Source organism: Microcoleus sp. bin48.metabat.b7b8b9.023, assembly GCF_013299185.1.
GTDB lineage: Bacteria > Cyanobacteriota > Cyanobacteriia > Cyanobacteriales > Microcoleaceae > Microcoleus.
On sequence record NZ_JAAFKG010000025.1, the window covers coordinates 40,834 to 57,911 of the forward strand.

At 46.9% G+C, this 17,078-nt stretch carries 13 protein-coding genes; 7 read left to right on the forward strand and 6 right to left on the reverse strand.

Going from position 1 to position 17,078, the window contains the following annotated elements:
* Positions 1 to 114: 114 nt before the first annotated feature.
* Entirely contained in the window at positions 115 to 546 is a 432-nt protein-coding gene (locus QZW82_RS15840) for a response regulator (RefSeq protein ID WP_293149725.1), read from the reverse strand.
* 498 nt (positions 547 to 1,044) lie between these two features.
* Here QZW82_RS15840 and purC point away from each other — a divergent pair, with 498 nt between their 5' ends.
* From purC to lpxC, 3 genes are all read left to right on the forward strand, one after another.
* Complete coding sequence (gene purC / locus QZW82_RS15845; protein WP_293149727.1) at positions 1,045 to 1,773, forward strand: phosphoribosylaminoimidazolesuccinocarboxamide synthase; 729 nt, start codon at positions 1,045 to 1,047, stop codon at positions 1,771 to 1,773.
* Positions 1,774 to 2,240: 467 nt separating this feature from the next.
* Positions 2,241 to 4,760, forward strand: a complete 2,520-nt coding sequence (locus QZW82_RS15850; protein ID WP_293149729.1) for a BamA/TamA family outer membrane protein — start codon at positions 2,241 to 2,243, stop codon at positions 4,758 to 4,760.
* A 238-nt stretch (positions 4,761 to 4,998) separates the two neighbouring features.
* A complete protein-coding gene (gene lpxC, locus QZW82_RS15855) occupies positions 4,999 to 5,856 on the forward strand; it encodes a UDP-3-O-acyl-N-acetylglucosamine deacetylase (RefSeq protein WP_293149731.1) in 858 nt (285 codons plus the stop codon).
* Positions 5,857 to 5,961: 105 nt separating this feature from the next.
* On the opposite strand, the gene QZW82_RS15860 is transcribed toward lpxC, so the two are convergent.
* On the reverse strand, positions 5,962 to 6,105 hold the full coding sequence (locus QZW82_RS15860) for a hypothetical protein (RefSeq protein ID WP_293149733.1): 144 nt from the start codon (positions 6,103 to 6,105) through the stop codon (positions 5,962 to 5,964).
* A gap of 3 nt (positions 6,106 to 6,108) precedes the next feature.
* Here QZW82_RS15860 and fabZ point away from each other — a divergent pair, with 3 nt between their 5' ends.
* The 4 genes from fabZ to QZW82_RS15880 all read left to right on the forward strand — a co-directional run bounded on the left by fabZ (position 6,109) and on the right by QZW82_RS15880 (position 10,415).
* Positions 6,109 to 6,630, forward strand: a complete 522-nt coding sequence (gene fabZ / locus QZW82_RS15865; protein WP_293149735.1) for a 3-hydroxyacyl-ACP dehydratase FabZ — start codon at positions 6,109 to 6,111, stop codon at positions 6,628 to 6,630.
* A 250-nt stretch (positions 6,631 to 6,880) separates the two neighbouring features.
* On the forward strand, positions 6,881 to 7,675 hold the full coding sequence (gene lpxA / locus QZW82_RS15870) for an acyl-ACP--UDP-N-acetylglucosamine O-acyltransferase (protein ID WP_293149737.1): 795 nt from the start codon (positions 6,881 to 6,883) through the stop codon (positions 7,673 to 7,675).
* A gap of 266 nt (positions 7,676 to 7,941) precedes the next feature.
* On the forward strand, positions 7,942 to 9,114 hold the full coding sequence (lpxB, locus tag QZW82_RS15875; RefSeq protein ID WP_293149739.1) for a lipid-A-disaccharide synthase: 1,173 nt from the start codon (positions 7,942 to 7,944) through the stop codon (positions 9,112 to 9,114).
* Positions 9,115 to 9,137: 23 nt separating this feature from the next.
* Positions 9,138 to 10,415: a DNA cytosine methyltransferase gene (locus QZW82_RS15880; RefSeq protein ID WP_293149741.1), complete on the forward strand. Its 1,278-nt coding sequence runs from the start codon at positions 9,138 to 9,140 to the stop codon at positions 10,413 to 10,415.
* 148 nt (positions 10,416 to 10,563) lie between these two features.
* On the opposite strand, the gene QZW82_RS15885 is transcribed toward QZW82_RS15880, so the two are convergent.
* The 4 genes from QZW82_RS15885 to QZW82_RS15900 all read right to left on the reverse strand — a co-directional run bounded on the left by QZW82_RS15885 (position 10,564) and on the right by QZW82_RS15900 (position 16,798).
* Positions 10,564 to 11,895 carry an adenylate/guanylate cyclase domain-containing protein gene (locus QZW82_RS15885; RefSeq protein WP_293149743.1) on the reverse strand — a complete coding sequence of 444 codons (1,332 nt, stop codon included), beginning with the start codon at positions 11,893 to 11,895 and terminating at the stop codon, positions 10,564 to 10,566.
* A 129-nt stretch (positions 11,896 to 12,024) separates the two neighbouring features.
* Positions 12,025 to 12,207, reverse strand: coding sequence for a hypothetical protein (locus QZW82_RS15890; protein ID WP_293149745.1), 183 nt, complete (start codon positions 12,205 to 12,207; stop codon positions 12,025 to 12,027).
* Positions 12,208 to 12,306: 99 nt separating this feature from the next.
* A complete protein-coding gene (locus QZW82_RS15895; protein ID WP_293149747.1) occupies positions 12,307 to 13,326 on the reverse strand; it encodes a chemotaxis response regulator protein-glutamate methylesterase in 1,020 nt (339 codons plus the stop codon).
* 466 nt (positions 13,327 to 13,792) lie between these two features.
* Complete coding sequence (locus QZW82_RS15900) at positions 13,793 to 16,798, reverse strand: hybrid sensor histidine kinase/response regulator (RefSeq protein ID WP_293149749.1); 3,006 nt, start codon at positions 16,796 to 16,798, stop codon at positions 13,793 to 13,795.
* Between the last annotated feature and the right edge of the window lie 280 nt (positions 16,799 to 17,078).

Genomic DNA, 17,078 nt, shown 5'->3' on the forward strand with positions numbered 1-17,078 from the left:
GAATTGTGAATTAATCTCAAAAAAATGCGGCATCCCAAAAATATATAAAACAAATGTACCGCTCCCAAAATCACAACAGCAACCTTGAAATTTTTCTGTTCTATTTTCTAGGGCTTACGGAATTTCGCTCAACATCCAGTATCTGTTGAGGGTAGCCATAACTTCGACAAAATTAGAAAAAGTTACTGGTTTAAGAATATAACCCGCGACATTTAAATTATAAGCTTCTACCTTATCTCTATCTTCATTTGAAGTGGTGAGGACGATCACCGGAATCGACTTCAACTTTTCATCCAGCCGCAATTCTCGCAAAAACTCGATGCCGTTCATTCTCGGCATATTCAAGTCGAGCAAAATCAATCGGCGTGCTTGAGGCATTGCAGGCTCTGTTTTGCTTTCTCCGCGCAATATATGCAGAGCTTCTAATCCGTTTGCAGCCAAGTAGAGCGGGTTAACAATGTTATTTTTTTTGAACGCTCGCCGGACGTTCATCACATCTACCTCATCATCTTCTACCAAGAGGATATGAATTTTTTTGTCTTCCATAAATCAGCCATTTTACAGATGTTTGTTAAGCGCCAGTCTGTATGGTGAGCTTCATTCAGCACCGATCGCGAACCCAGCAGGTCTAATCTCTATTGTGCTTTGTCAAGAATCATTTATGCCTCAGCCGATCGCAGTATATATCTGGAGGCATACTCAGTTGACAGTTGACAGTTGACAGTTGACAGTTGACAGTTTAAAGCGACCTCTACCATTAAGCCCGAGGATTGAAGTAATAAATAGTCTGATTTTAATTTCTCCCGAGAAGGCGGGCCGGCTTTCAACTAATTATTTCTGGTAGTGGGTAGGAGGCATCTAACGGTGCAGTCGATCGGCAAAAACTCGCAAATAATACCAGTTAAAAAAAAGAATGAAACTCTAAGTAAGCTCGAAACCTATACACGATCGGGCATTCCCTATCTAAAATCTCACATCTAAAATGGTATAATTTGCGATCGAGCTACGGTAAAATCTCAAACTCATCTATAATTATTAACCGCCATGTCAGCCGATCGCAAACTCTACGAAGGCAAAGCCAAAATCCTATACTCCACCGAAGACAGCGAAATTTTGCTGACTCATTTCAAAGACGACGCCACAGCGTTTAACGCCCAAAAACGGGGCAGCATCGCCGGCAAAGGCGAAATTAACTGTGCCATATCTGCCCACCTGTTTCGGATGCTAGAAGCCAAAGGCATTCCCACCCACTTCATCGACACGCCCGCCCCCAACCAAATGCGAGTCTGCCGCGTCGGCATCTTGCCCTTAGAAGTCGTCGTCAGAAACATTGCCGCCGGTAGTCTTTGCAAACAAACCGGAATTGCGATCGGTACAATTATCAATCCGCCGCTGGTGGAATTTTATTACAAAAACGACGATCTGGGAGACCCGCTGCTAACCCGCGGCCGATTGCAGTTAATGCAGCTAGCCACCCCCGAACAAGTAAAGCAACTGTCCATCGCCGCCCGTGAAATTAACGAAATACTCAAAGAATTTTTTACCCAGTGTGGCATCACCCTGGTAGACTTCAAACTGGAATTTGGGATCGACCAACATCAAAATCTGATCCTGGCTGACGAAATCAGTCCCGACACTTGTCGCCTCTGGGACAACGCAGAAACTGACCCCGACGCCCGCGTGATGGACAAAGACAGATTCCGCCGCGACTTGGGATCGGTAGAAAGCGCTTACCAACAAGTTCTCCAGCGGGTTCTAGCTCAGAAAGTCTAGAGGCTGGAAATGCGCTAGAATTGCACAGTTTGTACTTGTACTCTTGTACGTTCGGTGTCAGCAATCAGCGGTGAACAGTCATGAATTAGCGGTCAGTAGATTTTCCATTTTTCGATTAGAGATTTACTTCACAGATTAATCTGGGAGGTTGAACCCTTAGTCTAAAATTTGGGGAACACCACGAAAGCCTTGCGGGAGTATATAAACAGTTGACAGTTGACAGTTGACAGTTGACAGTTAATTAATGACTAATGACTAATGACTAATGACTTCTGAACTAATAACTAATGACTAATGACTAATGCTGTTCGCGAGCGGGGACGCTCGCACTAATAACTAATGACTAATGACTAATGCCCAATGCCCAATCCCTCCGCTACGCTCCGCCCAATGCCCAATGCCCAATGCCCAATGACTAATGATTAAATAGAGTCGTGTGTGTGGATCGCCCAAAAGAGTGAACAAAAATGCGTTTATCTGCTGTATTGGTGGCAGTTTTTACTGTCTCAGCAACCTTCGGATTGTCAAATTCGGCAAGTGGTCAAACATCCTACTCTGAATCAACAGAGGAAGCTTTGGCTGCCGTTCCTTCCGCCCCGTCGATCGAATTACCCGATCGCCCCGTTCCAGAATTAACCGAAAATTCTCCTCAAAACCGCACAGCAGCTAACAGCAGCCCAGCGGCAGCCCTAAAAATAGCGGCGGCCCCTCGCAGAGGAGAAGACGATCGCGAACCCCCAAACCGAGTCACAGACCCGGCAAACCCCGTTTCGCCCGCACAGGTGCAACTCAAACCCGAGATTGCATCCAATCCCGTCGCCTCTAGCAGCCAAAATGCCCTGCCAGAGGCACAAGTGGCTAGCCCTCTCCCCCCCTCGGAGACGGGTGTTTCGCCCGCCTGGGTTTCCGTAGAGCCTCGGAAACAGGATGAATCAGGGGCGATCGTCCAAAACGCCCAAGTTTCTCCCAAACCAGGCCAGGATGAATCAGGGGCGATCGCCCAAAACGCCCAAGTTTCTCCCAAACCAGGCCAGGATGAATCAGGGGCGATCGTCCAAAACGCCCAAATTCCGCGCAGACCGGCCCCGGCTAGACCGGCCCCGACCAGACCGGCCCCGACCAGACCGCCGGCTAACACCCTTCCGACATTGCCCTCGGGCCCAGGAACACCGCAGCCCAGACCAGCCCCCGCACCAGCCGGGGCAGCAGAACCGCAAGTGCTAGTTGCCGAAGTTACCGTTACCGGGGCAACCGGAGACCTGGCAAGCGAGATTTACCGAGTCATCAGCACCCAACCGGGACGCACGACCAACCGCACCCAACTGCAACAAGACATCAACGCCATTTTTGCCACAGGCTTTTTCAGAAACGTGCGCGCAGTCCCGGAAGACACCCCCTTGGGCGTTCGGGTGAGTTTTATCGTGCAGCCAAATCCTGTGCTACAGGGAGTGAAAATCACCGGTCAGCAAGTTCTGCCCCAAAGCGTAATTGACGATAGCTTCCGCGATCAGTACGGCAAAATTCTCAACCTCCGCCGCTTTGAGGAGGGAGTGAAAAAAATTAATGCCTGGTATCAAGAAAACGGCTATGTTTTGGGCCAAATCACTGATGCGCCACAAGTAGCAGATGACGGCACTGTCACCTTGGTAGTGGCAGAAGGTCAAATCGAATCCGTTGATGTCCGCTTCCTGAACAAGGAGGGAGAGGCAACGGATGCGACCGGTCAGACGATCGGAGGTAACACCCGCCGCTATGTCATCACCCGCGAAGTACAACTCAAGCCCGGAGACATCTTTAACCGCACCAAGGCGGAAAGGGATTTGAGGCGAGTGTTTGGTTTGGGGATTTTTGAAGACGTGCGGCTTGCTTTGGAACCGGGAACGACTGACCCCCGCAAGGCAAGGGTAATTGTCAACGTCATTGAGAAAAATACAGGTTCTCTGGCTGCGGGTGCGGGTTTGAGTTCCGCGACGGGTTTGTTCGGTACGGTGAGTTACCAGCAGCAAAACTTGAACGGTAGGAACCAAAAATTGGGGGCTGAAGTACAAATCGGGGAACGCCAAACCCTGTTTGACTTGAGTTTTACCGATCCCTGGATTGCGGGCGATCCTTACCGGACTTCTTTCACGGCTAATATTTTTAGAAGACGATCGATCAGCGTGATTTTTGACGGTGGCGAGAGGGAAGTTAGATTGGCAAATGACGATCGACCCCGCATCGTCCGCACCGGTGGCGGCATCAATTTTACCCGTCCCTTGTCGCGCAATCCTTTTGCAGATTCCGAGTGGACAGCTTCACTCGGTTTGCAATACCAGCGAGTCTCAATTACCGATCGCAAAGGCCGGCGCGAAGCCGAGGACGCACTAGGCAACCAGCTAAGTTTTAGCGATTCCGGCAGCGACGACTTGACAACAATCCAAGCAGGTGCTGTGCGCGATCGGCGCAACGACCCCCTCCGCCCCACCAGCGGTTCCCTGCTCAGATTTGGCATGGAACAATCGATTCCTATCGGTTCCGGCAGCATCCTGCTCAACCGCGTGCGTGCCAGCTACAGCTTTTACCTACCAGTCAAGTACACTAACTTTACCCCCGGCCCCCAAACCCTGGCATTTAGCTTGAAAGCCGGTACCGTATTCGGAGATTTGCCTCCCTACGAAGCCTTTGCCTTGGGTGGGGCCAACTCTGTACGCGGATACAACGAAGGCGACATCGGAGCCGGCCGCAGTTTCCTAGAAGGCAGTGTGGAGTACCGTTTCCCGATTATTTCGTTTATCGGTGGAGCGCTATTTTTGGATGCAGGCACCGATTTGGGCACGGGCAAAGATGTCCCCGGCGACCCGGCTGGTGTTCGCAGAAAGCCCGGTAGCGGTTACGGTTACGGCCTCGGCGTGCGGATTCAATCTCCTTTAGGCCCGATCCGGATCGATTACGGTATCAACGACAGCGGCGACAATCAAATTCACTTTGGGATTGGTGAGCGATTCTAATTGGGAATTGGGAATTGGGAATTGGGCATAGGGCATAGGGCATTGGGCATCGGGTATTCTACTCGTTACCAGGCTCTGCCCCGTAACGCAGATCGGTCTGCTCTGCCTCCATTTTCCCTTCGCCACACGAGCCAGAGCCTCTGGACATCGTTTTCCAGGCAGAACCTGGGAACCAGTTAAATGCCCGATGCCCTCTATGCCCCATGCCCGATGCCCGATGCCCCATAAGAACTGACTAATGACTATTCACACTCTAAAATCTGAATTTGAACTGTCGGGAATTGGTTTGCACAGCGGCGAACAAACTCGCGTCCGAGTCTTGCCGGCTGCGGTGGGAGAAGGCCGCTATTTTGTCAGAATTGACTTGCCCGGTGCTCCGATAATTCCGGCAACAATTGAGGCGGTTTGTCAGACTGCACTTTCTACTGAATTAGTAGGTGCCGCAGGTGCTCAAATTCGCACTGTAGAGCATCTATTAGGCGCTTTGGCGGGGATGGGAGCGGATAATGCTCGAATTGAGGTTGATGGGCCAGAAGTGCCGCTGCTGGACGGTTCGGCTCAGGTTTGGGTGGAGACGATCGCCCGTAGCGGCCTAATTGCTCAAGAATCCCAGGAAGATCCAAATCCCTCATTCGTCCTGACTGAGCCGATTTGGGTGCGTCACGGCGATGCTTTTGCCGCCGCCTTACCGTCGGCGGAAACTCGGTTTAGTTACGGAATTGATTTTGAGGAACAGGCGATCGGCAATCAATGGTACAGTTGGTCGCCAGAGGTAGAAAGTTTTGCAAGCGCGATCGCCCCAGCCCGCACTTTTGGACTGGCCCGCCAAGTTGAACAATTGCGACAAGCAGGTTTGATCAAAGGTGGTACCCTAGAGAACGCCCTAGTTTGCGATCGATCCGGGTGGCTCAACCCGCCCTTGAGATTTGCCAACGAACCAGTGCGCCATAAAATCTTAGACTTAGTAGGCGACCTCAGTCTGCTGGGAGCTTTGCCAAAAGCTCATTACTTGGCCTACAAAGCCAGTCACAACCTGCACGTCCAACTTGCCAAAGCCCTGAAATCCCAAGCTTCAGCCGTGCTAGAGACAAGTTAGAAAAGGTTCCAGGCTACATACAGTTATAGTTTGCAGTTGCAATTCACAACCCAAGACGCGATCTTTTGCGTTTATGTAGCAACGGCTAAGGCGCTGAGAACATTCTTAATTGCTAAAACCATTGCAGTGGATCTGTGCTCTCGCAGCAATAACTAAAGCCTTCCTTCTTCCTTCTTCCTTCTTCCTTCTTCCTTCTTCCTTCTTCCTTCTTCCTTCTTCCTTCTTCCTACCACACTCAAAAGTCTTCAAGCAATGTCCATGCTGACTGAAGTTAACACCATCCCTACTGCTAATCCCGAGTCCGTTTCCACAGAAAACGGTGAAAATTCTCCAGCGGTTAAATCTACTTTTACTCTCGAAGAAATCCAGAAAATATTGCCTCACCGCTATCCTTTTGCACTCGTAGACAGGATTGTTGATTACGTGCCGGGAGTGCGGGCTGTAGGAATTAAAAATGTGACTTTCAACGAACCACAATTTCAAGGACATTTCCCGGGAAGACCGATTATGCCGGGTGTCTTAATTGTCGAAGCGATGGCTCAAGTTGGTGGTATGGTTCTCGGTCAGTTACCGGACATTGAGCAAGGATTGTGGATGTTTACCGGCATTGATAAAGTCAAATTCCGCCGTCAGGTTGTACCGGGCGATCGGTTGCTGATGACTGTAGAATTGCTCTGGGTAAAACGCCGCCGCTTCGGAAAAATGCAGGCGATTGCAGAAGTGGACGGACAAAAAGTTTGTGAAGGAGAATTGACGTTTTCGATGGTAGATTAAATTGGTTATTGGTTATTGGTTATTGGTTATTGGTGATTAGTTGTTTAGGAAAATTTATTTCTGATGACAACTGACAACTGACAATTGACGGGACTACTGATACTAAATTCTGGTTTGTTACTCCTTGATGATTCGGCGATTGAAATCGCTACTACACAAGCGAAGTCCGCCTCCGCGGACTAAGAAATAAACGGGGTATTTAAGCTTGATTTGGTATGAAAACTGAAAACTGAAAACTGAAAACTGAAAAATGCTTACTTTGATTCACCCAACTGCTGTGATTCATCCCCGCGCCGAAGTGCACCCGACTGTAGAAGTGGGCGCTTATGCTGTAATTGGGGAAAGAGTGAAAATCGGGCCGGAGACTAAGATTGGTGCCCATGCAATTATCGACGGGCTAACAGAAATAGGTGCTCGCAATCAAATTTTCCCTGGTGCGGCGATTGGTTTGGAACCTCAAGATCTCAAATATGAGGGTTCTCTGACTAGGGTGACAATTGGCGACAACAATGTGATTCGGGAATACGTGACAATCAACCGCGCTACTGGAGCGGGCGAAAGCACCAAACTCGGCAATAATAATATGTTGATGGCTTACGTTCATGTGGGTCATAATTGCGATATTGCCGATCGAGTAATCATCGCCAACGCTGTAGCCCTAGCCGGACACGTCAAAATTGAGTCCCAAGCCAGACTCAGCGGGGTTTTGGGCGTTCACCAGTTTGTCCATATCGGCCGCTTATCCATGATCGGTGGCTTGAGCAGGATCGATCGAGATGTACCTCCTTATATGCTAGTTGAGGGGAATCCATCGCGAGTGCGAGCTATCAACAAAATAGGCCTCGAACGCGCAGGTTTAACCCCAGAAGATTTGCTAGTTTTAAAGAAAACTTTTCGGATTTTATACCATTCTGGCTACACTCTCAATCAAGCTTTGGAACAGTTGGATTTGTTGCCGGAAAATCACCACTTGCAGCACCTGCGGAGATTTGTGCAACAGTCTGTAACCAAAGGGCGGCGCGGTTTGATTCCCGGTAAAAAGTGAATGAGGTAGAATAAATCTATTGTTTGTAGTAAGGACTTTAGTCCTTATTAGCTAAAAGTCGCGTCAGAGAGGACTGAAGTCCGAAGGATCGAACCTATGAGTAGTTAGCTGTTTGTTTGTAGTAAGGACTTTAGTCCTTATTAGCTAAAAGTCGCGTCAGAGGACTAAAGTCCGAAGGATCGAACCGATGAGAGAGAGGACTGAAGTCCTCACTACAAACCGATGAGAGAGAGGACTGAAGTCCTCACTACAAACCTATGGATTTTATGAAAATTTTTATTAGCACTGGTGAGGTTTCTGGCGATTTGCAAGGAGCTTTGTTAGTTGCAGCTTTAAAACGTCATGCTGTCGCCGCTGGTTTGGAGTTGGAAATAACCGCATTGGGCGGCCCTCGTATGGCTCAAGCTGGCGCTACTATTTTAGGCGATACTCTGGGTATTGGTTCTATGGGTATTATAGAATCTGTGCCTTATATTTTGCCAACGATCGCAGTTCAGCAAAAAGCTAAACAATATCTCAAAAAATTCCGTCCCGATGTTGTTGTATTGATTGATTATTTGACTCCCAATCTCGGTATTGGTAGCTACATTCGCCGCTGTTTGCCCGATTTACCTGTGGTTTGGTACATCGCACCTCAAGAATGGGTTTGCTCGATTTCTCCTCGCAATACTCAATTGATTGTCAATATTGCCGATCGCATTTTGGCGATTTTCCCCGAGGAAGCTACTTATTATCGCGCTAAAGGCTCTCAAGTCAGTTGGGTTGGTCATCCTTTGGTGGATAGAATGCAATCTGCGCCCAGTCGGGAAGTTGCCCGCAAAACTTTGGGAATTGAGCCGGAACAGGTGTCAGTCGCTCTAATTCCGGCTTCTAGAAAGCAAGAACTCAAGTACCTGATGCCGGTGATATTTGAGGCTGCTCGCATTATTCAAGCTAAATTGCCGCAGGTTCATTTCTGGATTCCGGTTTCTCAAGCGGCTTTCCGCAGCAAAATCGAAAAAGCGATCGAGAATTACGGTTTGCGGGCTACTTTGTTGGAAAATCAAAATCTGGAAATCTTGGCTGCTGCCGACTTTGCGATCGCCAAATCTGGTACTGTTAATTTGGAATTAGCTTTGCTGGGCGTTCCGCAAGTTGTCGCCTACCGCGTCAGTCGCATTACGGCGATGATTGCCCGCCACCTGCTGAAATTGTCGATTCCTTTTATCTCTCCGCCCAATTTGGTGCAAATGAAGCAGATCGTTCCGGAGTTGCTGCAAGACGAGGCTACTGCCGAAAATATAGTTTTCCACGCCCTGGAATTGCTCCAAAATGCCGATCGACGCCAGCAAACTTTGACGGATTATCGGAAAATGCGGGAAAGTCTCGGAGATGTCGGTGTGTGCGATCGCGCGGCTGCCGAAATAATCAAAAATGTTAAAATAAATACACCTTCTTAAAACAATTTTATTATTGAAATATTATGTCAAGCTATCGGAAAAAGCGACCGATCGCTGTTGATTTATTTGCAGGTGCAGGCGGCATGACGCTGGGCTTTGAACAAGCAGGTTTTGATGTACTTGCTTCAGTCGAAATTGACCCCATCCACTGCGCTACCCACGAGTTCAATTTCCCGATGTGTTCTGTATTGTGCAAAGATGTCTCAGAGCTGACTGGAGCAGAAATTCGGCAAAAATCTGCGATCGGGCGGCGCGAAATCGACGTAGTAATCAGCGGTTCGCCCTGTCAAGGATTCTCGCTGATGGGGAAGCGCGATGTCGGCGATCCGCGAAATTCTCTAATTTTCCACTTTCAACGCTTGGTTTTGGAGCTCAAACCCAAGTTTTTTGTAATGGAAAATGTGCCGGGAATTGTAGCAGGCGAACACAAAGAACTCCTGAATCTTTTAATTAGCTCTTTTCTGGAAGCAGGCTATCAAGTAGAAGAAAACTATCAAGTTCTCAACGCCGCTCACTACGGAGTGCCGCAAGCTCGCAAACGATTGTTTCTGATTGGTTGCAAAAAAGACTACGATCTGCCAAAATATCCTCAGCCAACTACTTTTTTGCCTAAAAAGAAACTTCCTCAACGCTATAAAAAAGTTAATTTACCTGCGGTTCCGACAGTTTTGGATGCGATTGGAGATTTGCCGGAAGTAGAAAAGTATAGCGAGTTGCTACACCGAGATTGGGTAATGGTGGAGTACGGAAAGTGCAGCAGCGATTACGCGAGTTTTTTGCGCGGATTCGATGATTTTGAGAATGATTATGCTTACGATCGCCAGTACGATCGACAAATCCTCTCATGCAGTCGGCGCACCAAACATTCTCCCGAATGTATGGAAAGATTTGCAGCCGCAGCCTACGGCGAAAAAGAGCCGATCAGCCGTTTTTACAAGCTTCACCCCGACGGAGTTTGCAACACTCTCAGGGCTGGAACCGACAGGGCGAGGGGCGCTTATACTTCGCCAAGGCCAATTCACCCGATCGCGCCTCGGTGCATTACAGTCAGAGAAGCAGCGCGATTGCATTCCTATCCTGACTGGTTTAGATTTCACGTCACAAAATGGCACGGTTTTCGCCAAGTCGGAAATTCTGTACCGCCACTATTGGCGAAAGCTGTAGCAGCGCAGATTATTAGCGCTTTGGGCGTAAAACCAATTAAGCCGAGTTTCAAGCTTTCAAGTGGAGAAGATTCGTTACTTAAACTAAATTGGTCGGAAGCAGAACAATATTATCTCACAAGATCGGACGGCGGTTGAAACCGCGTCTATACAGGCAAAACCCGACGAGAGCGGGTTGAAAACCGGGCTAAATACGTTATTCTCTCTTAGTCCGCGGAGGCGGACTTTGTTTGTGTAGCTGCGGTTTCAACCGCCGTCCGATCTTATCCCAAGCGTATTGAATGAATTAAAAATCAACTTCCAATCTTCCTTTTAGTAAATAAGCAGCCATTTGGCCCTTACCTTTGACATTGATTAAACCGCGTTTTTCAAAATCATACTTGTCTTCTATAAGCAAATAAGTTGCGTCGGAAATCTGAATCCCGTCCGGGATACCGTGAGATTCCATGCGGGAAGCGGTATTTACCGTATCGCCCCACAAATCGTAAATAAACTTTTTTGTCCCGATGATTCCAGCTACCACTGGGCCCGAATGAATGCCGATGCGGATGCTAATAGTGAGGCCGAACTCTTCTCTGTATTTAACTATGGCTTCTTGCATATCGATCGCCATTTCCGCGATCGCATCTCCGTGATCTGCTCTCGGATTTGGCAGCCCCGCCACTACCATATAAGAGTCGCCAATTGTCTTAATTTTTTCTAAACCGTGTTTTTCGGCGAGATCGTCGAACTTGGAAAATATATCGTTGAGTAAATGTACTAATTTTTTGGGCGATATTGATGCCGACAACTGGGTGAAGCCAACAATATCCGCGAACATCACGCTAACTGCTGCGAATTCGTCGGCGATTACACCTTGTTCTTTTTTTAATCTTTCGGCGATCGCCTCTGGCAATATATTTAACAGCAACTCCTGGGATTTTTTTTGTTCTATCTCTAATTTGACTAGATAATCCTGCATGGTTTGATAGGCAAGATTCCTTTCCAGCAGGTGCATATAAGCTTTGGAGTGATAGCGAATTCTAGCAATCAGTTCGACTGGATTGGGCAGTTTTACTAAATAATCGTTAGCACCCAAGGAAAATGCTTGCGCTTTTAGTTCCGCTTCTTCTTTACTGGAGAGAACAATCATCGGAATGTCTCGCGTCAGCGAATTCCCTCGAAAAAAGCGCAGCAACTGCAATCCATCTATTTCTGGCATTACTAAATCTTGGAGGATGACTGTTGGCTTCACCTCTAATGCTTTCTTAATTGCTTGAGCTGGATCGTTACAGTAATAAAATTTAATGTCTTTTTCATTAGCAAGCATTCGGCGCACCGCTTCGCCGATCATTTCCTGATCGTCAATCAGTAAAACTGTAACAGTGTATTCGGTCAAGCTAGATATTTTTTGGGTTTCTGAATTTAAGGGTAAATTTAAGTCGATCGAGTGATGGCTTTTCTCCAATTTGAGGTTACTGAGAATAGCGCTATCTCTGGCGATAACTGGGTTTTTTCCATTGTTGCCCCGATCGTCAAATTTCAACTTTACCACGTTGCCGTTGAATATTTGACTTTCTCGTTGATTTAGTGTACAACTGCGATCGAATTCAATAGCCTGAGAGTGAGTTAATTTCATAACTAGATCGGGCAACGGCCATTGTCTGGAGAGGATCGAAACTTTTACTTAAATATTTTCTAAGTGTCAATAGCGACCCGGTATTATTTAAGTACGCTTACCAGGTGATAATACCAGGTTGGTAAAGTCTTATCCGCTGATTTTTGTAAAATCTTTACACAGCCTAGCACGCTTGACATTGATTGCAAGGGCGACGATCGCTAATTGTTGGGACACCCTGCTGCTGCTTGCTAGCAGGTGTCCGGTAACCTCAGCATTCCGTGAAATTACAGACTGCTGCAAGATATACGCGCGATCGCGATCCCAAAACATCACCCCAATAGATTGATTATGATCGCTGAGAGTCTGGCACGACCTCGGCCATTGTGCTCAACAACTTAAGCCTTATGGCCCAAACATCTCTAGTATTTTCTACACGAGATATTTCATGCAGGCTGGGGCGATCGCCTCGATCGGCAAAACCTGCACAGCCGCATTCAAATCAGCAGCAGCTTTCGGCATCCCGTAAACTACTGATGTAGCGCGGTCTTGGGCGATCGTGTGCCAGCCTGCCGATCGCAAAACTTTGAGCCCTTTAGCGCCGTCTTTGCCCATACCCGTTAACAGCACTGCCACCCCTTTGCCCGGCCAGTATTGAGCGACACTCTCAAAAAAAGTGTCCACTGAAGGGCGGTAAGGATATTCTAAAGGTTCTTTCGTATACTTAAGTGTTAAATTCGATTGTAATACTAAGTGGTCGTTAGTCGCGGCAATTATCACCTTACCGACTTCCAAAGGTCGATCGGCAACTGCGACACTCACCGACAACTTACTTTTTTGACTCAGCCAATCTGCCAAACCAGGAGCAAACTCAGCATCTACGTGTTGGACGATCGCCACAGCCGCCGATAAATTGGCAGGTAAAGCCGATAGCAGAGTTGCCAAAGCTTGGGGCCCGCCAGTCGAAGAGCCGATCGCCAGCAGCGGCGGAGTCAAGCATTTGGGAGTTGCGCTGTGAAATAAAGAAGTCGAGTTACTTTTGCCAATCAATCTAGCAACTTTAGAAATAGTTTTTAACAACTCCATACCGCCGCTTGGGGAATTGCCCATCAACCCCAAAATTGGCGTATTAATAGCATCCAGAGCTCCATATCCCATAGCTTCAAAAACCCTGCCCGCATTACCTGTCACCGAAGATGTCACTAGCAGAATCGCGCAGGGAGATTGCTTCATGATCAGGCGCGTCGCCTCAACACCATCCATCACCGGCATGATCAAATCCATCAATATCACATCCGGTGTATTGCGGGCGCACTTTTCCACAGCTTCGGCCCCATCCGCCGCTATCCAAATAATTTCATACTCCGGTACCGTCACCAAAACTCGGCGCAAAGCTTCAGCAGCAATCAACGTGTCGTTGACGATCGCTATTTTCATGTTGAAATTGCTCATAGTTAATTAATTTTAGGTTGCGGGTAGTTGCCGGAGCCTACCGATTCATTTTTTTTGCCGAATTTTCTTTAAAATAAAACTTGTACTGTGCCGTCGATTTTAGATGTTAGATTTTAGATTTATTTCACAGATGAATCTGGGAGATTGAACTGCGATCTAAAATTTGCAGTGCTCTACGACGATTGTCGGGGGCTTGTATAAGTTTTTGGGCATTTGAACGGCAATATAGTTGCTCCAGTGCCGACCGCATTGCACCGGCTGACGCACCCTAACTATTTATACCACATTGGGGTTTAATTTTTAATTCTTATTTTTTTACCATAAAGAATTGGTTGAAAGCCTCTCCCCGATCGGGAGAAATTAAAATCAGACTATTGATTACCCCAATCCTCTTCCTTCTACGTAGAGGTCGCTCTCAAACTGTCAACTGTCAACTGTCAACTGTCAACTGTTGAAGCTATTTTTTCTAAGCCTCACCGATTAAATCAACCACCGCATTTAACAGCGTATCGTCGTGAAAACTGCTTTTAGTTAAATAATAATCCGCTCCCACTTCCAATCCTCTGATTCTATCTTGCTCGCGGTCTTTGTAAGAAACAATAATTACCGGAATCGACTTTAGCGCCGAATGATTTTTAATTTGACTTACCAGCTCGATCCCCGTCATGCGCGGCATATCAACATCGCTAATTACCAAATCAAACTGCCCGGTACGCAGAGCATTCCAACCATCCATACCATTAACAGCTATTTCAACCTCATATCCTTGATTTTCTAAAAGTTTGCGCTCTACTTCTCGAACAGTAATTGAATCATCTACTACCAAAACGCGCTTGCGAGTTGTTGATTCAGCAGTTTGTTCGGTTTTACTAACTTTCTGTAACAGACTTTCAGCCAGCAGTTTATCAGTCGATCGCACCAAATCTTCAACATCGATAATCAGCACCGGCGCACCGTCTTCCATAAAAGCAGCCGCGCTGATATCCGCTACCTTACCCAAACGCGGATCTAAAGGCCTGACAACTAAATCGCGTTCGCCCAGAAACTTATCCACAGCTAAACCATAACTGCTAGAGCGATCGCTCACAATGATCACCGGCAACAAATCCAACTTCTCAGGTGGCGCAGGTAACTCCAACACCTGATAAGCTGTCACCAAACCAATGTTTTGGTTGTCAAGAGTAAAATACTGTCGGTTTTCGGCGATCGCAATATCAGCAGACTCAACCATCACAATGCGATCGATCCGAGTCAGCGGAAAAGCATAAGGTTCCCCCGAAATTTCCACCAACAGCGTCCGAATTACCGACAGAGTTAGCGGCAACTGCAAATGAAAACTCATACCTTTTTCCGGCACAGATGTCGCCCGGAGAATGCCACCAACCTCCTGCACCATACTTTGCACAATATCCAAACCAACACCGCGGCCCGAAATTTCCGTCACTTGACTAGCAGTAGAAAAACCAGGCAAAAACAGAAAATCCATCAATTCTGGTTCAGTCAATTTCGCAGCCATTTCCGCACTTACCATACCTTTCGTGACAATTTTTTGGCGGAGTTTTTCCGGTTCTATTCCTTTTCCATCATCCGAAACGGTAATTGATAGCATCCCGCCCCGATGTGCAGCTTCCAGTCGGATCGTACCTTCCGCCGATTTTCCCGCAGCCAAACGTGCGTCTGGGAGTTCAATACCGTGGTCAAGAGCGTTGCGTAAAATGTGCGTTAGCGGTGCTTCTAATTTTTCTAAAATATCTCTATCTACCTGAGTAGATTTGCCAACAACTTCAAATTTTACTTGCTTGCCCAACTGTCTCGCCAAATCTCTCAGCATTCGCCCAAAAGCTGAAACGCCGTCAGCAAACGGTCGCATATTGCTGGCAATAACTTCTCGGTACAAGCGATCGGACAAGTTGGCAGAACGGCGGGCAAACAGTTCTAGTTCGTTAAGGCGATCGGACAAAATATGGCGGCAATCATTAGCTTTTTTGCGAGCACTGCTGAGATAATCTTCCGAGCGCTGATCCAGAACAGAATCGCTTAAAGATTCCTGCAATTTCTCCAACAAATTATAAAGTTGTCCTTGGTTTTTTCTAAGTTTTAATAATGAATCAGCAAACGGTTGCAGCCATTTTGCTTCGACTAAAGATTCGCCCGCCAAACCCATAATCCGGTTTAAATTTTCCGCATTTACTCGCACTACGCGATCGGCGGTTTTAGGCTTTTGAGCGTTTTCCCTGAGATTTGAAGGTGCAGGTTTGGCGCTAACAATTTTAGTCGGTCGTTGCTCTACAGCTACTGCTGTAGAATTGGCAGCGGGGGAAATTCGATCGCTATTTTTTGTGCGTTGGGAAGCATTATCTTGAGGTTTTGGTTGTGGTGTCGGGGTTGTTTGGATACTCGTTACTTCGGCAGATTTTTGTGAAACAACTGCCGCAGTTGTTGCCGATTGTTTAGTTGTTAATAATTCAAAAATCTTACTTATATCTGCGACAATATTATCTATTCCTGCCTCTTGTTCTGCCAGCCAAGATTCGATTTCCAGTGCCGGAATTTCCTGCATATTTACCAGAATATTTACTCCAGCGAGCAGGGTGTCAATTTGACTGGGATTTAAGCTAGATTTGTGCTTCTGAAGTGCCACAAATGTATCTTCTATCGCCTTCGCAAGTTTAACAACTTCATGGAACTGAACTATTCTGCCAGCACCTTTTATTAAATGAGCGGATTTAACAAGGGAGTCTAAGTCTAAATATTCATTGGGGTCATTTTTGAGCGAGAGTAAAGTTTGGTTTAATAGTATTGATTGTGCTTCTACTTCTGTGGCAAATAAAGCTAACATCGATAAATCAGTTTTAAGCAGCCGAGTTTCTGGACTTTCAACCTGTGGCAAATCGGGCAATATTTCATGAGGAATATCAGAATTGAATTGTACGTGATCTGTTATTTCTGCGGTAAAATCAACAGGTAATTGCGGCTCCCATTCCGGCAGAATTTCTGTTTCAACAATGGTCTCTTGTTCTATTGTTTCTGCTTCATCTGGGCTGCCCAAATCTAATTGTTCGTTATTGATAATTGCTAAGATGGCAGTTTCTAAGGTTTCAATTTGCGATCGATTAACCGGGAACCAATTTTCGATCTCGGTTTCCGGAATCTGGCTGATTTGGGCCAAAAGGTCGATCGCCCGCAGCATCACATCAATCTTATCAGGTGAGTCTAGGGCGATCGAGCCAGCCTGCGCCGCCACAAAGCAATCCTCCATCATGTGAGCGATTCGCACCGCAGCATCTAGTCCCACAATCCGCGCCGCGCCCTTGAGCGAGTGGGCCGCCCGCATCAAAGATTCCAGTTCAGCAGGAGAATTCGGGTTATTTTCCAATACCAAAATGTTCTCATTTAATACTGCTACTTGAGTGTCCGCCTCCATGCGAAATAAATCCATCATGGAGAAATTGCTCATATCTTGGTTTGCCATTTTTTATTAATCCTTAATAAGTGATATGAATTCCGGTTGCACCGTCAGGTGATTGTTAACTGTTGACTGTTAACTGTTGACTGTTGACTGTTGACTGTTGACTGTGGGACTCTTAATCGGAAAAATGATGGTGATTGGCTCTTCACTGTTGACTCGATTTATAATTTTGATGCTACCAGATTTGATATAAGACGGAAGTTCGGCAACAGATTGTGTAAATGATTTAACGGATGAATGTTGAAGGAAGATAGAAACAAGCTTTTCTGCTCGTTCTCCAAGC

Bases quoted from the DNA above. Each gene is read 5' to 3' on its own strand.
- lpxA (WP_293149737.1), top strand. From the start codon at position 6,881: ATGCTTACTTTGATTCACCCAACTGCTGTGATTCATCCCCGCGCCGAA.
- QZW82_RS15850 (WP_293149729.1), top strand. From the start codon at position 2,241: ATGCGTTTATCTGCTGTATTGGTGGCAGTTTTTACTGTCTCAGCAACC.
- QZW82_RS15890 (WP_293149745.1), bottom strand. From the start codon at position 12,207: ATGTTTTGGGATCGCGATCGCGCGTATATCTTGCAGCAGTCTGTAATT.
- QZW82_RS15885 (WP_293149743.1), bottom strand. From the start codon at position 11,895: ATGAAATTAACTCACTCTCAGGCTATTGAATTCGATCGCAGTTGTACA.
- QZW82_RS15900 (WP_293149749.1), bottom strand. From the start codon at position 16,798: ATGGCAAACCAAGATATGAGCAATTTCTCCATGATGGATTTATTTCGC.
- fabZ (WP_293149735.1), top strand. From the start codon at position 6,109: ATGTCCATGCTGACTGAAGTTAACACCATCCCTACTGCTAATCCCGAG.
- lpxB (WP_293149739.1), top strand. From the start codon at position 7,942: ATGAAAATTTTTATTAGCACTGGTGAGGTTTCTGGCGATTTGCAAGGA.
- QZW82_RS15895 (WP_293149747.1), bottom strand. From the start codon at position 13,326: ATGAGCAATTTCAACATGAAAATAGCGATCGTCAACGACACGTTGATT.
- QZW82_RS15880 (WP_293149741.1), top strand. From the start codon at position 9,138: ATGTCAAGCTATCGGAAAAAGCGACCGATCGCTGTTGATTTATTTGCA.
- purC (WP_293149727.1), top strand. From the start codon at position 1,045: ATGTCAGCCGATCGCAAACTCTACGAAGGCAAAGCCAAAATCCTATAC.
- QZW82_RS15840 (WP_293149725.1), bottom strand. From the start codon at position 546: ATGGAAGACAAAAAAATTCATATCCTCTTGGTAGAAGATGATGAGGTA.
- lpxC (WP_293149731.1), top strand. From the start codon at position 4,999: ATGACTATTCACACTCTAAAATCTGAATTTGAACTGTCGGGAATTGGT.